This window comes from Microbacterium sp. Marseille-Q6965 (assembly GCF_946151065.1).
Classification (GTDB): Bacteria; Actinomycetota; Actinomycetes; order Actinomycetales; family Microbacteriaceae; genus Microbacterium.
Window position 1 is genome coordinate 145,169 of sequence record NZ_CAMGZA010000004.1, and the last position, 13,537, is coordinate 158,705.

General features: G+C 67.5%; 14 protein-coding genes, 1 tRNA gene and 1 pseudogene. 7 read left to right on the forward strand and 9 right to left on the reverse strand.

All coding sequences use genetic code 11. From position 1 onward, the window contains the following. Positions 1-37 precede the first annotated feature (37 nt). Entirely contained in the window at positions 38-1,408 is a 1,371-nt protein-coding gene (locus tag N8N77_RS11360; protein ID WP_261166979.1) for an MFS transporter, read from the reverse strand. A 78-nt stretch (positions 1,409-1,486) separates the two neighbouring features. Here N8N77_RS11360 and N8N77_RS11365 point away from each other — a divergent pair, with 78 nt between their 5' ends. The 3 genes from N8N77_RS11365 to N8N77_RS11375 all read left to right on the forward strand — a co-directional run bounded on the left by N8N77_RS11365 (position 1,487) and on the right by N8N77_RS11375 (position 2,638). Next, positions 1,487-1,831: a helix-turn-helix transcriptional regulator gene (locus N8N77_RS11365; RefSeq protein ID WP_261166980.1), complete on the forward strand. Its 345-nt coding sequence runs from the start codon at positions 1,487-1,489 to the stop codon at positions 1,829-1,831. After that, on the forward strand, positions 1,828-2,481 hold the full coding sequence (locus tag N8N77_RS11370; RefSeq protein WP_261166981.1) for a cation transporter: 654 nt from the start codon (positions 1,828-1,830) through the stop codon (positions 2,479-2,481). The genes N8N77_RS11365 and N8N77_RS11370 overlap by 4 nt, the downstream gene beginning before the upstream one ends. 66 nt (positions 2,482-2,547) lie before the next feature. After that, a tRNA-Ser gene (locus tag N8N77_RS11375) sits at positions 2,548-2,638 on the forward strand. 201 nt (positions 2,639-2,839) lie between these two features. Here N8N77_RS11375 and N8N77_RS11380 read toward each other — a convergent pair. The 4 genes and pseudogenes from N8N77_RS11380 to N8N77_RS13465 form a co-directional block, all read right to left on the reverse strand. Beyond that, positions 2,840-4,738 carry an RNA-directed DNA polymerase gene (locus N8N77_RS11380; RefSeq protein ID WP_261166982.1) on the reverse strand — a complete coding sequence of 633 codons (1,899 nt, stop codon included), beginning with the start codon at positions 4,736-4,738 and terminating at the stop codon, positions 2,840-2,842. Further along, entirely contained in the window at positions 4,731-5,336 is a 606-nt protein-coding gene (locus N8N77_RS11385; RefSeq protein ID WP_261166983.1) for an MIT C-terminal domain-containing protein, read from the reverse strand. The genes N8N77_RS11380 and N8N77_RS11385 overlap by 8 nt, the downstream gene beginning before the upstream one ends. Before the next feature lie 116 nt (positions 5,337-5,452). Next, entirely contained in the window at positions 5,453-5,812 is a 360-nt protein-coding gene (locus N8N77_RS11390) for an Abi family protein (RefSeq protein WP_314732527.1), read from the reverse strand. Continuing rightward, a pseudogene (locus tag N8N77_RS13465) lies at positions 5,748-5,939 on the reverse strand (YfbU family protein); the annotation flags it as partial. The gene N8N77_RS11390 and the pseudogene N8N77_RS13465, both read right to left, overlap by 65 nt. Here N8N77_RS13465 and N8N77_RS11395 point away from each other — a divergent pair. Together N8N77_RS11395 and N8N77_RS11400 are read left to right on the forward strand one after the other, a co-directional pair. Next, positions 5,938-7,083: a TRAFAC clade GTPase domain-containing protein gene (locus N8N77_RS11395; protein WP_261166985.1), complete on the forward strand. Its 1,146-nt coding sequence runs from the start codon at positions 5,938-5,940 to the stop codon at positions 7,081-7,083. The pseudogene N8N77_RS13465 and the gene N8N77_RS11395 sit on opposite strands and share 2 nt — an antisense overlap. After that, positions 7,080-7,400 (forward strand): hypothetical protein, encoded by a 321-nt coding sequence (locus N8N77_RS11400; protein WP_261166986.1) that lies wholly within the window; start codon positions 7,080-7,082, stop codon positions 7,398-7,400. Before N8N77_RS11395 ends, N8N77_RS11400 begins: the two co-directional genes overlap by 4 nt. Positions 7,401-7,909: 509 nt before the next feature. Here N8N77_RS11400 and N8N77_RS11405 read toward each other — a convergent pair. Beyond that, positions 7,910-8,848, reverse strand: a complete 939-nt coding sequence (locus tag N8N77_RS11405; RefSeq protein ID WP_261166987.1) for a LysR family transcriptional regulator — start codon at positions 8,846-8,848, stop codon at positions 7,910-7,912. A 76-nt stretch (positions 8,849-8,924) separates the two neighbouring features. Here N8N77_RS11405 and N8N77_RS11410 point away from each other — a divergent pair, with 76 nt between their 5' ends. After that, complete coding sequence (locus N8N77_RS11410; protein ID WP_261166988.1) at positions 8,925-10,658, forward strand: L-aspartate oxidase; 1,734 nt, start codon at positions 8,925-8,927, stop codon at positions 10,656-10,658. Positions 10,659-10,673: 15 nt separating this feature from the next. On the opposite strand, the gene gap is transcribed toward N8N77_RS11410, so the two are convergent. The 3 genes from gap to N8N77_RS11425 all read right to left on the reverse strand — a co-directional run bounded on the left by gap (position 10,674) and on the right by N8N77_RS11425 (position 12,928). After that, complete coding sequence (gap, locus tag N8N77_RS11415; protein ID WP_261166989.1) at positions 10,674-11,678, reverse strand: type I glyceraldehyde-3-phosphate dehydrogenase; 1,005 nt, start codon at positions 11,676-11,678, stop codon at positions 10,674-10,676. Beyond that, the gene (locus N8N77_RS11420; protein WP_261166990.1) at positions 11,675-12,289 is read right to left on the reverse strand and encodes a TetR/AcrR family transcriptional regulator; all 615 of its coding nucleotides are present in this window, start codon (positions 12,287-12,289) and stop codon (positions 11,675-11,677) included. Before N8N77_RS11420 ends, gap begins: the two co-directional genes overlap by 4 nt. A gap of 123 nt (positions 12,290-12,412) precedes the next feature. Continuing rightward, positions 12,413-12,928 carry a MarR family winged helix-turn-helix transcriptional regulator gene (locus tag N8N77_RS11425; RefSeq protein WP_261166991.1) on the reverse strand — a complete coding sequence of 172 codons (516 nt, stop codon included), beginning with the start codon at positions 12,926-12,928 and terminating at the stop codon, positions 12,413-12,415. 207 nt (positions 12,929-13,135) lie between these two features. Between N8N77_RS11425 and N8N77_RS11430 the strand changes: the two genes are divergently transcribed. Further along, positions 13,136-13,492, forward strand: coding sequence for a hypothetical protein (locus N8N77_RS11430; protein ID WP_261166992.1), 357 nt, complete (start codon positions 13,136-13,138; stop codon positions 13,490-13,492). Positions 13,493-13,537 lie beyond the last annotated feature (45 nt).

Genomic DNA, 13,537 nt, shown 5'->3' on the forward strand with positions numbered 1-13,537 from the left:
GCTCGGCCGATCGGCGGGTCAGCCGCGTGTCGTGGGCTCAGCCCCGCGTCTCGGCCGGTGACGGCCGCGCCGCATCGCGGATCCCCAGCCACGACACGATGCCGCCGGCCGCCATGAGCGCCGCGACGACGACGGCGGCGCGGTGGAAGCCGTCGAGGTCGAGCGTGCCTCCGACGATCGTGCCGATGGCCGCGACGGCGACGAGGCCCGCCACGCGCGAGACGGCGTTGTTCACGGCGCTCGCGATGCCGCTGCGTGCCGGCTCGATCGCCCCGAGGATTGCGGCGGTGAGGGGTGACACGGTGATCGACAGACCCAGGCCGAACACGATCATCGAGGGCAGCACCTGCCACCAGTAGTCGAAGTCGGGGGCGACGGCGAGCAGCAGCAGCGACCCCGCCGCCATGACGATCGGCCCGACCGTCATGAAGATCCGCGCTCCCCAGCGGCCCGAGAGGGCGCCGATCCGCGAGCTCAGCAGGATCATGAGGATCGTCGTCGGCAGGCTCGCCAGGCCGGCGAGGGTCGCGGGCAGTCCCGCGCCCTCCTGCAGGTACACGGCCACGACGAAGCCGTTGAGCGAGAGCGCGCCGTAGATCAGCGCGGTGGCGACGTTGCCCGTCCAGAAGTTGCGCACCCGGAACACGTCGAGGGGCAGGATGGGGGAGCGCGCGGTGCGCTGGCGCAGCAGGAACAGGGCGAACAGGATCGCGCCGCCCGCGAGCGAGCCGGGGATCGCGGGGTGGGTCCATCCGAGGTTCGGCTGCTCGATGAGCCCGAACACGAGCGCCCCGAAGCCCAACACGCACAGCGCGGCGCCGAGGACGTCGATGCGGGCGTCGGCGCGCCTCGGGGGATCGGCCATGCCGCGCAGCAGCCACAGCGTCACGCCGATCGGCACGACGTTGATGAGGAAGGCCAGGCGCCAGCTCGCCAGGTCGACGAGGGCGCCGCCGATGAGCGGTCCGGCGATCATCGCCCCGGTCGTGAGCGATGTCCACGTGCCGATCGCGCGCGATTGCGCGGGGCCCTCGAAGGTCGAGGTGATGAGCGCCAGCGAGCTGGGCACGAGGAAGGCCCCCGCCGCGCCCTGCAGCATGCGCGCGATCACGAGCAGGAGCGGATCGGGCGCGAGGGCGATCGCGAGCGAGGCGACGCCGAAGCCGATGAGACCGATCCGCAGCACGAGCGCGCGCCCGAAGGCGTCGCTCACGCTGCCGGCGACGAGGATCAGCGCGCCCAGCGTTACCAGGTACCCGTCGACCACCCACTGCTGGGTCGCGAGCCCGCCGCCCAGTTCGCGGTCGATCGCCGGCAGAGCGACGTTCACGACCGTCCCATCGAGGAACGCGACGAACGAGGCGAGGATCGCGATCCAGAGCACGCGCGTCTGAGAGGGGCCGGTCATGCGCCCAGGCTATGCCGGACCGGCGACGTCGGGCCGCCCCGGAAGTTGTCAGTACAGCGAAACGTGTACTATCGCCTCATGTCGACCGCGTCCGCCACCGCGACCGTGACCCACACCGCCGCGCTCGCGCGGTTCGGTCACGCCCTCTCCGATCCCACGCGCGTGGGTGTGCTGCTCGCGTTGCGCGAGGCGCCGGCGTACCCGTCCGACCTTGCCGACGCGCTCGGGGTGTCCCGCCAGGTGATGTCGAACCAGCTCGCCTGCCTGCGCGGCTGCGGTCTCGTCGAGTCGGTGCCCGACGGGCGACGCAGCTGGTACCGGCTCGCCGATTCGCACCTCGCGCCCGCGCTCGACGAGCTGCTGCGCGTCGTGCTGTACGTCGAGCCCGGCTGTTGCGCGGGGGAGAGCTGCACCTGCGCATGACCGCAACCGCCTCACCCGCCGACCGTCGGTGGCTCCTGCAGCGGCGGATCCGCTGGATCGTCGCGGCGACGATCCTCTACAACCTCGTCGAGGCGGTCGTCGCGCTCGCCGCCGGTGCGGCCGCGTCGTCCGCCGCCCTCATCGGCTTCGGTCTGGACTCGACCATCGAGGTGCTCTCGGCCGCCGCCGTCGCGTGGCAGTTCACCCGTCGCGACCCCGAGCGGTGGGAGAGGGGCACGCTGCGCGTCATCGCGGTCGCGTTCTTCGCGCTCGCGGCGTATGTCAGCGCGTCATCCGTGCTCGCGCTCGCGAGCCGTCTGGACGCGGAGCACTCCACGGTCGGGATCGCGCTCACGGCCCTGAGCGTGGTGGTGATGCCGTTCCTCTCCTTCGCGGAGCGGCGCGCCGGTCGTGAGCTCGGATCGGCGACCGCCGTCGCCGACTCGAAGCAGACGCTCCTCTGCGCGTACCTGTCGGCGGCTGTGCTCGCAGGGCTCGTGCTGAACAGCGCGCTGGGCTGGTGGCGGGCCGACGCGATCGCGGGCCTGGTCATCGCGGCCTTCGCCGTGCGCGAGGGCCTCGAGGCCTGGCGCGGCGACGCCTGCGCCACCTCCGTGGGCATGCTCATGGAGGAGGAGGACGACGCGTGAGCGGTCTCGCGCCGGTGTGCTGGTGCCGATTGGCGCCTCGGGAGAACGTCGCGTAAACTCGACCCCGGTGACGTGTCCGAGCGGCCGAAGGTGCAACTCTCGAAAAGTTGTGTAGGGTAACCCCCTACCGTGGGTTCAAATCCCACCGTCACCGCCACTCGAAACCCCCGTCGGTCCCCTGAAAACACAGGGATCGCGGGGGTTTCGCATGCCTGGCGTCGGGGCCGGGGGAACATCCTGGTAACAGACCCGGAAGCCGCGCCGCACCCGGGTGGGCGAACGGTAGGGCGGGGCGATGTCCTGGCAAGGCCTGCCGTCTGCATACCGCCACATTCTTTGGTCGCGACGCGAAGTCGGCCTAAGCCCAGCGCTTCAGCAGGTATTCGACGCGGTGATCCCTAAGTCGTGTGGTATTTCCCTCCAGAACAGAGAGCCAACGGTTGACGTCGGACTCTTTCAGCACGCCAAGTCGGCCGAGCCGCCCCAGTAAGAGCAGGGCTCGTGGGCGAACGACGGCACGCCTAGGTGCTAAGACACTCACTGGCTCCAGGTGCTTTCGGATGACGTTGGTCGTCTGAGCATCAGACTCGTCCAGTCGTAAGAAGAAGTCCGTTGCGAGGGCCTCTGTTGCGCCATAGTGAACCGGTGCGAGCACCTTTGAGAACTGCCGCCCTGCGTCCAGCGCCACGCACTGGGCGATGACGTCGGGCATGGAGTCGGCGCACCACTTCAGGGCATCTGTGACGAGTTCGACACGCTGCCGGTCGTTGGCGAACTTCGCGCATACTATAAACCACGTGCTTGCGAGGTGCTGATTAGCCTCACGCCCGCGGGCGAACCGCTTGAAACGGGAGAAGCCGAACTTGAAAACGCTTCCCCACAATTCCTCGCTGTACGGGTTTGGTGCCGTGGCTATGGCCTCACCGAAGATGATCTCCACATCGGGGTATAGACCGAAGAATTCGTCCACGGTCTGTCCAGCGGTATCGAGCCGTTCTTTGGTGAGTGGCCAGGAGCGAAAGTACTCAAAGTACCCCGCCGCACCTCCAGGATCGCTGGCGAGGTCGGCCGGCCAGTTGCCCCACCAGTCATCTATGCCTAATCGGCGATGAAGCGTGTAGATTCTCCTTGTGACACGCGGCCAACGATCGGGTTGCTTGGTGATGTCGCGGTGCGCGCGAGACGCCTCCCGAACTTCAAATAGAATGCGATCAGGCGGTGTGGTCACGGACCGCCCCTGATCGAACAACGGCTCGATGAGCTTGTCTATCCTCTCGAGCTTCGCGTTGCTTGAGACCATGTACGCCTCGAGGAATTCCGACTTCTCGACTACGCGCGTCTTCGACCCATTGGGGTACAGCCCAACCTCTTCCAAGCGCTGTTGGAAACGAGCCAGGATTCGGTGAGCCTCCTCAACGCTATTCGCACCCCATAGAACATCATCCATGAAGCGCGAGTATCGCCCGTCAGTCCCGAGCTCCATGAATTCGTCATCCACGGGCTTCAGGATGGCCTGTGCGATAACGCGTGACGCTCCATGCGCCTCCTGGGGGAGGCCAAGGAAAGAGTCATCTGCGTACGCGACCCGCGGATGCGCCGCCGCGATGATCTGGCAACAAAGTCGAACAAGTGTGCGATCCAGTGTCGTATTGTTCGAGAGATGCTCGCGAACGACCTCCAACCGGACCGATGGGAAGAAGTTCGAGACATCCGACTGGACAACATACTTTATATCGTCCCGGTGAATTAGATTCGGCAACATACCCTCGTGCCGCATCCAACGCTCGAACCAATCTATGCTCTCCGAGTCGTCCTCTGCTCCCGACCCGTCCGCCTTATCTGCTCTCTGAAAAGCAACCCACGAGGGAATTCCGTTGAGTAGTTCCCGTTCGGCAAGTCTCACGAGGGCGCGGTAGACCAGCGCATCGCGCGGCTGCATAAAGCACACGGGCCGGGATATCCCGAGTTTTTTAGCGGACCTTAGGATCACGCCAGCTTCTGGGGTGTAACGCCCTGATTTCAGGTCTCGCGACAATTGCCCGATGAAATCGTCAAGGTTCCTCGCGGTCACGATCCCCTGTAGGGGATCGATAATCAGGTTTCGGGAACTGAACTTGAGGTCGCGTAGCTGTCGGCTTATCTCATTCGTCCACACGCGCCGCAAGTACTTGGGATCAGCGAGATCCTCCAGAGTTCGCCACGGCCCCTCGGGCGTCGCGGCGCGCGGGTTCTCGCCCGGCCGTGCCTCCTTAGCCACGCACATACTCCCGGACGCAGGTAACTCCAAACGCGGCTATTTGGCGGAACTGGAACTCCTGCTGTCGCGGCCCGAGGTCGAACTGGCTGCCGGCGCCCTTCTGAAAGTTGTCCAGACCGCGGCCGAGCAGGATCTTCCAGCCCGTGTCCGCGCGGTTCCAGCGGTCGCGGGTACTGTCGTCAAACTTCACCGTGAACCGCAATCCGCTCGCCGTCGCCGTCGCCGGCTCCGAGATCTCGTGGAGCCTCGTGAGGTGCTGCGCCTCGTACTCGGGGTCGCCTTCCTTCGTCAGCAGGAGGACGGCCATCTCGTCCGCCTGGTTCTTCGACAGGGCGAGCCGCGCGAGCAGGTGGATGAGGTTACGTTCCTGCGAGTAGTCCTCCAAGGGCCCATAGAACTTGACGCGCTCGAAGGTCTCCGGATCGATGCACCAGGCGAGGAAGCTCCCGATCAGATATCCCCGGAGGATCGAGTCGAAGAGCCTGACGACCTGCGAGGGCTTCCACCCGTATTCGCGTTGGATCGCGGGGGGCACAAGCTCGTTGGCCTGGATTCCGCGGAGTGTCTCGGCAATCGTCTTCGGAGGCAGGTGACCCATGACATCAGACGGTACAGGGGCACAGGCGCGAGTGATGCGCACAGATGTTGCGCACAGAGCTGTACTCCGCGCGGCACAGAACGATCGCGAGCGGGTCGCGCTAGCCTTCGATGTGGTCACCTCAACCGGTTGACCGAGCATGCCGAAGGTGATGACCTCGGTGGCGACCCACGCGGGCAGGTGCGGGCGGTACTTTGCGGTCTCTCACGCGAGAACGCGGGATCTAGGCGGGAAGCGCTGCGATGGGCGAAGGCACTACGACGCCCCAACGTATGGCGCACGGTGAACCGGAGGGCGACCTCGACCATCTCGATAGCGCCGAGGATTAGCAACCGCAGTGCGCGATCGAAGTCGTATAGGTCGCTCACGTGCACGAGCGTCGTGCCGGGGCGCAGATGTGGGGTGATGGCTGGAGCCGTCCGCGCTCGCAGCGGATACACGGTAGGGATACCAGTAGCCGGATAACCGCTTATCACGCATGAGGAACCTGACGTAACTCGCCATGTGGCACTCGAGCGGGTCGTTGTGATCGAAGCCCTCGAACTCGAGCCGGCTTCCAGACGCCGACGGCGTGTCGGCGATGGTCGATAAGGTGCGGAGTATGGCGCCTCACAAGAAGTCCCGAGAACAGCACATCGCCGTGTTCGGCGCGAGCGGCAGCGGGAAGACAGTCATGCTGTCGTCGTTCTACGGCGCGGCGCAGGAGCCACAGTTCCTCGAGGACAGCATCTTTCGGATTGAACCCGAGAGTATCGGGCAGGGAAACGCGCTGCACCAGAACTACCTCGGGATGAAGAACGAGGCGCAGGTCCCCCTGGCGACGAGATTCTCCGCGAAGTCCTACGCATTCAACCTGCGACTGAACGAGGAGTTCGCGGCGAAGGCCGCCAAGGGGTCGTCGGACCTCCTCAAGCTCGTGTGGCACGACTATCCGGGCGAGTGGTTCGAGCAGGACGTCACTGGCGAGTCCGAGGCCAAACGACGTGTTGCCGCCTTTCGGGCTCTCCTCCAATCTGACGTCGCTCTCGTGCTCGTCGATGGGCAGAAGTTGCGCGACCACCAGGGGCAGGAGCGGGTGTACCTCAAGTCACTGCTGACGTCTCTCCGCACCGGCCTGCTGGTGCTGAAGGGCAACCTCCTCGATGAAGGAGCACCGCTCGCGGAATTCCCGCGCATCTGGATGCTCGCGCTGTCGAAAGCGGACGTGCTGCCCGACATGGATGTCGTGAGGTTTCGGGACCTGCTGATCCAAAACGTCGCCGGCGAGATCGAGCAGCTCCGAAAGGCGCTCGCCGAGTTTGTGCAGGCCGAGCAGGTGCTCTCCGTCGGGGAAGACTTCGTGCTGCTTTCCTCCGCGCGCTTCGACGCGTCGAAGATCGAGGTCACGGAGCGCATCGGCCTCGACCTGATCCTTCCGATCGCCGCGGCTCTGCCGCTCGAACGGAAGCTGCGGTGGGAGCAGGCGGTCGGGATCCCAACCAAGGTGGCGGCGAGTTTGGCGGACGGCGCGGGAAGGCTCGCGGGCTTCCTGCTGGGCAAGGTCAATCTGCCCGGACCGCTCGGGAAGGCCGTCTCTCTGCTTGGGCCGGCGCTGACGGAGCTTGCCTCGGTCGGCGGCGCCGCGCTGAAGAGGTATCACGAGGACGCATTGGCGAAGCGTGACTATGTCCGCGCGCTCCTCAGCGGATTCCGTGTTGACCTGCAGAAGAGCGAAGAGGGCAAGGTTCTCATCCGGAGCAAGCGGTGAAGGTGATCTGGGCCACGCGCGGACGGGACTGGGGCTTCCGCTTCCTCGACGATGGGGGCTTCGCGGATCCGCTGCCGGAGTACGACGCCGTGTTCTCCGCGGCCGGCAGCGGGCGCGAGACCTGCCAACGCGTGGGCGATCGTGTCGCGCTGCGATTCGCGGACCCTGAAGGGCGTGTCGATTCGGCGGGGCGGGTGATCCCGCACGAGTTCGTGGTCTTCCCGCCCGACGCCGACGACATCCGCACGCTCGACGACGCGCTGCGGCTCGTCTGGGCTCCGGTCGCCGAGGACTACGCGGCCAGGTACGCTTGCTGACTCACCGCGCGGGGGCCCGAGCAGATGCGTCGAACGTTGCACTGGCGCACTTCGCGCAGCCCGGGGAAGCTGATCGATCTCGGTGACAGTCGACGCGACACCTGGGTTGTGTGCGTTCCCTGAGCACGCGCATTGTGTCGTGTACGGCGTTGCCGTAGCCGAGTTTCGACCGGACCCGGGGCATGAAGCCGAGCTCGTTCTTGAGGAACCGGCCGCGAGGGCACGAGTCGTACGCAGCAAGCCCGTGGTACGTGACGGCGAGGTCGTGCGCGGCCGCCGTGGGAACATCGTGGTAACAGAAGACCTGTGAGTACCTGTTCTCGGCTGCTTCGCGATGTGCTCAACTTCCGCGAAGGCACGCGATTTCAGAGCTCGGCGTCCGCGGTGTATATCCCCAGATCAGGACGCAGATCCCACCGTCACCGCCATTGCAAAGGCCCCGTCTTCCTCGCGGTTGCGAGGGATGCGGGGACTCTTGCATGTCCCCAGTCGGGCCCGACGGTCCAGGGTCAGTCGTGAGATCCGGCCACGAGGGCGAGGGGATTGTCCGGTTCCGTGGCGAGGGTGGCGGCTGTCGACAGCAGCGCATTCCGCAGGGCCAGCGTGGCGGGGCCGAGGCGGACGCCGTCGACGCGGGCGATGCCGATCGTGCGGGAGAGGACGGGATCGCTGATGCGCGTCGCTCGGAGGCTCGGGCGTTCGAGCAGGACCGTCGCCGGAACGATGGCGACGCCCAGCCCTCTCTCCACGAAGCGCAGGACGGCGTCCATCTCCAGGCCCTCGATCGCGACGGTCGGGGCGACCGACGCGGCGGCGAAGGCCGCCTCCGTGGTGGCGCGCAGATCGTAGGTCGCGCTGAACATGATCAGGGGCAGCGTGGCGATCGTCGGCACGTCGACGGTCGGCGCATCCCCCACGACCGGCGACGACGCGGACGAGACGAGCACGAGCTCCTCCTCGAGGAGCGGCGCGACGGACACACCGTGAAGGACACGGGCTGCCGAGGTGGTGATCAACGCCAGATCGAGCTCGCCGCTGCCGAGCCGCTCGAGCAGCCGGCGGGATCCTTCCTCGACGATATGCAGCTCGACGCCCGGATGTGCCGGCCGGAAGGTCGTCAGGACCTCCGTCACGAGTCCCGCGCACAGACTGGGGGTCGCACCGAGCCGCACCCGACCCCGCGCGAGCCCGGCGAGTTCGTCCAGCTCGCGCCGGATGGAACTCGCGTCGGCCAGCATTCGCCGCGCCAGCGGGTAGACCACCTCGCCGGCGGCGGTCAGCGTGCTGCCCCCGCGCGCCCGGTCGAGCAACGGCATGCCCAGCTCCTGCTCCAGGCTGCTGATCTGTCTGCTAAGGGAAGGCTGCGACAGGTGCAGCTTCTCCGCGGCGCGGGTGAAATTGCCCGTCTCGGCGATGGCGGCGAAGCCGCGCAGTTGCTCCAGATTCACGTGTATAGCCTAGGGCTATCGTTCCGAGCCGGAATATGCATTGGAGTAATGGAAGCGGCGCGCCTAGCGTCGAAGCATGACCAACGAACGACAGATCTCGACGACGGTGCTCGTCGTGGGAACGGGCGGATCGGGGCTGCGGGCCGCGATCGAGCTGGCCGAGGCGGGCGTCGACGTGCTCGCGCTCGGCAAGCGACCGAAGTCCGACGCGCACACCTCGCTCGCCGCGGGAGGCATCAATGCCGCGCTCGGGACGATGGACGAGCAGGACAGCTGGGAGCAGCACGCCGCGGACACGCTGAAGGAGAGCTACCTGCTCGCGAATCCGGAAACGGTCGAGACCGTCACCGCGGGAGCGGCACGCGGTATCGAAGACCTCGAGCGGTACGGCATGCCGTTCGCACGGGAAGAGGACGGCCGCATCTCGCAGCGCTTCTTCGGAGCGCACACGTACCGTCGCACGGCGTTCGCCGGCGACTACACGGGGCTCGAGATCCAGCGGACCCTCGTCAATCGCGCACAGCAGCTGAACGTTCCCATCCTCGACACGGTGTACGTCACGAAGATCCTCGTGAACGAGGAGGGCGCCGTCTTCGGGGCGTACGGATTCGACCTGGAGAATGGCACGCGATACCTCATCCACGCGGATGCGGTGATCCTCGCGGCCGGCGGCCACAATCGGATCTGGCGCAGGACCTCCTCGCGGCGGGATGAGAACACCGGTGACTCGTTCCGCCTCGCGGTCGAAGCGGGCGGGCGCCTCCGCGATCCGGAGCTCGTGCAGTTCCACCCCAGCGGAATCATCGAGCCCGAGAACGCCGCGGGGACGCTGATCTCCGAGGCGGCGCGTGGCGAGGGAGGCATCCTCCGCAACGGCCTCGGCGAGCGGTTCATGCACAGGTACGACCCGGTGCGCCTCGAACTGTCGACGCGAGATCGTGTCGCTCTCGCCTGTTACACCGAGATCAAGGAGGGGCGCGGCACGCCGAACGGTGGGGTGTGGCTCGACGTGTCGCACCTGCCTCGGGAAACGATCATGCAGAGGCTCCCGCGGGTGTACCAGACGATGCTCGAGCTGCAGATGCTCGACATCACGAAGGAGCCGATCGAGATCGCGCCGACGGCGCACTACTCCATGGGGGGTGTGTGGGTTCGCTCCTCCGATCACGGCACGGGCGTGCCGGGGCTGTATGCCATCGGCGAAGCGTCGTCCGGTCTTCACGGCGCCAATCGCCTCGGCGGAAACTCCCTGATCGAACTGCTCGTGTACGGGCGCATCGTGGGGCAGGCCGCGGCGGAGTACGCCGCCGCGCTTCCGGCGCAGCAGCGCTCACGGGCCGCGGTGGACCGGGCGCGCGCCGAGATCGACGAGCTCCTGGCCTCGCGGGGCACCGAGAACGTCCGCGCTCTTCAGCGCGCGATCCGCGACACGATGACGGAGCACGCCGGCGTGGTGCGCGACGAGCAGGGGCTCCGCCAGGGCTTGGCCGAGCTCGACCGGATCGACGCGCGAATGGCCGACATCGGGGTGCATCCCGACATCGCCGGGTATCACGACCTCGCGCACGCGTTCGACCTGAAGTCCGCGTCGCTCGCGGCGCGCGCCACCTTGGAAGCGGCGCTCGAGCGACGCGAGACCCGCGGGTGCCACAACCGCAGCGACTATCCCGAAACGGACCCGAATCTTCAGGTGAATCTCGTCTGGTCGCCCCAGACCGGCGTGGTGCGCGAGGCGATCCCGCCGATCCCCGCCCGCATCGCCGCGCTCATGAGGGACGAGGTCTCGGTCGCGGGCAAGCTCGTGGAGTGACGCTCCCGCCGGGGATCAGAGCGCGGCGCCGAGCCGTTCCGCGAACTCGACGAGCCGGTTGGAGAACCCCCACTCGTTGTCGTACCAGCCGTGCACCTTGACCTGGCGGCTGACGGCCTGGGTCAGGGGCGCGTCGAAGATCGAGGAGTGCGGGTTGCCGACGATGTCGGCCGAGACCAGCGGGGCCTCGGAGTACTGAAGGTAGCGGTGCAGCCGAGGAGATGAGGCGGCGTCGCGGAACACGGCATTGACCTCATCCACGCTGGCGCTTTCGCGGAGCAGGACGGTCAGGTCGGTGATCGAGCCCACCGGCACCGGCACGCGCAGGGCGGCGCCCGTCAGTCGTCCGTCCAGCTCCGGCAGAACCTTGCCGATCGCGTTGGCGGCGCCGGACGACGCCGGGATCGTGGAGACCGCCGCGGCGCGCGCCCGGCGCAGGTCCGCGTGTGGCGCATCGTGCAGACGCTGGTCGCTCGTGTAGGCGTGCACAGTGGTCATCAGCCCCGACTCGATCCCGAAATGCTCGTGCAGGACCATCGCCAGCGGGGCGAGCGAGTTGGTGGTGCACGAGCCGTTCGAGAAGACATCGTGCCCGTCGATGTCGAGATCGTCGTCGTTCACGCCCAGCACGACGGTCGGCACGTCCCCCTTTGCCGGCGCCGAGACGAGAACCTTCCTCGCTCCGCCTCGGAGATGGGCGGCCGCCGCGCTCGCGTCCGTGAACCGGCCCGTCGACTCGATCACCACGTCGGCTCCGATGTCCCCCCAGCGGATCGCCGCGGGGTCGGGCTCGGCGAACACCGCGATGCGCTGGCCCTGCACGACGAGCGCGTCCGCCTCGGTGGTCACGCCGTCGAGATGCCCCGACAGGGAGTCCCACTCGAGCAGCGTCGCCAACGTGCCGGTGTCGGTGAGGTCGTTCACCGCCACGACCTGCACATCGGCGTTGTTGCCGAGCGCCGCGCGAAGGAAGCTGCGACCGATCCGGCCGAACCCGTTGATCCCGATCCGTACTGTCATGACATCTGCTTTCTCGTGTCGGTGCCCCGATGAGCGGGCGAAGGGGATGAAGGAGCCGCAGCGCGCAGCAGGTCGATCGCCCCGGCGCGCGCGTCGTCGAATGGGCCGGGATCCTGCTGCGCGATCGCGAGGACATAGCCGCCCTGCAGGACCGCCATCAGAGTGTGTGCGAGCCGCTCCGGGTCGAGGTCGTCTCGGAGCTCCCCCGCTGCCATCGCAGCGCGCACGGCGTTCACCCACCGGACGTGCACGTCCGCGAATGCCTGGCCCACGGGTGCGAGCAGCGCGGGGTCCTCGCGTACCTGGGGGTCCTGCGTCATGCGGCCCACCTTGCAGCCCTTGAGCGCGTCGCGCGGACGCATGAGGTAGGCCTCGATCCGGGCGAGGGGGCTGCCCTCGGTGCCGTCGAGCTCGGCCGTGGCGGGCAGGAGGGCCTTCACGTTGCGCTCGAGCGCGGCAAGGGCGAGGTCCCGCTTCGTCGGGAAGTGGTGGTACATGCTGCCCTGACCGACGCCGGACCGCTCCCTCACGTCGCGCGGACTGGTGTCGGCGTAGCCGCGCTCCCACATCAGTTCGCTCATCGTTTCGACGAGCCGCTCGCGAGAACTCATGTCGCCAAGCTATACCTACCAGTAGGTATGTTGTCAACGCGCGTCCACGGAGGTTTCTTCGGGGCCGCGGCGCACGGGTGCCCGTCATGCCAAGACCAGGCAGGGGCGTCGGCGCAGGCGCGCTCAGGCCGGCTTCTCGTCCTGCCCGGCGGCTTCCTCGACGGCTGCCGTCATGCCCTCGAGGAAGCGCGCCACCACCGCGCGTTCACCCTCGCTGAGGCCGTCGACGAGGGCGAGCATGCGCTGATGCATGGGCCCGAGCGTGGCGCGCACCTCGGTATCGCTGTGCGCAGTCGGCACGATGATCTGGGTGCGCCGATCCGTCGGGTGCGGTTCACGCCGCGCGTGGTCATCGCGGACGAGGCGGTCGACGAGGGTGGTGACCGAGGCCGTCGAGATATGTAGGTAGCGCGCGAGGTCGACCGGGCGCACGGGGCGGCCCGCATGCTTCTCACGGAGCAGGTACCGCAGTGCCATCAGGTCGGTCTCATTCATCCGCATCTGGGCACGCGTGCGCGCCCGCATCGCGGTCTCGGCGGAGCGATAGCGCCTCAGGAGGGTGAGGACGTCGACGGTCGTGGTGCCTTCGGCATCGGGGTACCAGTAGCCGGAGGCCGCGTCATGCGTCGGGAATGCCATCGGGGGTGAGCCTACTTCCCTCGGGTGCTCGCCGTCCGCCGCAGACGCCCGATCCGCGGCGGACCTGTCGTCCTGTCGGTGCCGACCGGAGCGCGGTGACATCCGATTAGCTTTCTCGACTATCTTACCGTTAGGCTGTCTAACAATCAGCCACCCTTGACAAAGGGGCCGTCAGCGGGACGGCGCGGCGCGATCGAGGAGGGCATCATGGGGCAGCTGTTCTACGGATCCACCGACCAGCCGATCGAGGTCGACGACGAGTTGCTGATGCACGTGCAGCTGGTGGCGTTCACCAAGCTGCGCCGCGGGGAGTCGTTCGTGATCTCGTGGAAGCGCCCCTCGGGTGCCGGCCGCGAGACGATCTGGGTGCACTCGTCGATCCCGCTGCGCTTCGTCTGCGAGGCGGAGCCGGTCTCGCTCGACGGCGCCCTGCTGGAGGAGCTCGCCCATGCGGCCACGTCGAGCCGCGGCATGGACCTCAGTGCCGAGAAGAAGCCCGCCCCCGGCGCCGCGAAAAAGGCGCCGCTGAGCCCCGTGCCGAGGAGGGTCCCGCAGGCTGCATGAGACGCCGACGGCGGCAGGCCGAGAAGCGACGACGGAGGACCCCGG

Coding starts and splice junctions, on each gene's coding strand:
- N8N77_RS11360 (WP_261166979.1), bottom strand. CDS start 1,408: ATGACCGGCCCCTCTCAGACGCGCGTGCTCTGGATCGCGATCCTCGCC.
- N8N77_RS11365 (WP_261166980.1), top strand. CDS start 1,487: ATGTCGACCGCGTCCGCCACCGCGACCGTGACCCACACCGCCGCGCTC.
- N8N77_RS11370 (WP_261166981.1), top strand. CDS start 1,828: ATGACCGCAACCGCCTCACCCGCCGACCGTCGGTGGCTCCTGCAGCGG.
- N8N77_RS11385 (WP_261166983.1), bottom strand. CDS start 5,336: ATGGGTCACCTGCCTCCGAAGACGATTGCCGAGACACTCCGCGGAATC.
- N8N77_RS11395 (WP_261166985.1), top strand. CDS start 5,938: ATGGCGCCTCACAAGAAGTCCCGAGAACAGCACATCGCCGTGTTCGGC.
- N8N77_RS11410 (WP_261166988.1), top strand. CDS start 8,925: ATGACCAACGAACGACAGATCTCGACGACGGTGCTCGTCGTGGGAACG.
- gap (WP_261166989.1), bottom strand. CDS start 11,678: ATGACAGTACGGATCGGGATCAACGGGTTCGGCCGGATCGGTCGCAGC.
- N8N77_RS11420 (WP_261166990.1), bottom strand. CDS start 12,289: ATGAGTTCTCGCGAGCGGCTCGTCGAAACGATGAGCGAACTGATGTGG.
- N8N77_RS11425 (WP_261166991.1), bottom strand. CDS start 12,928: ATGGCATTCCCGACGCATGACGCGGCCTCCGGCTACTGGTACCCCGAT.
- N8N77_RS11430 (WP_261166992.1), top strand. CDS start 13,136: ATGGGGCAGCTGTTCTACGGATCCACCGACCAGCCGATCGAGGTCGAC.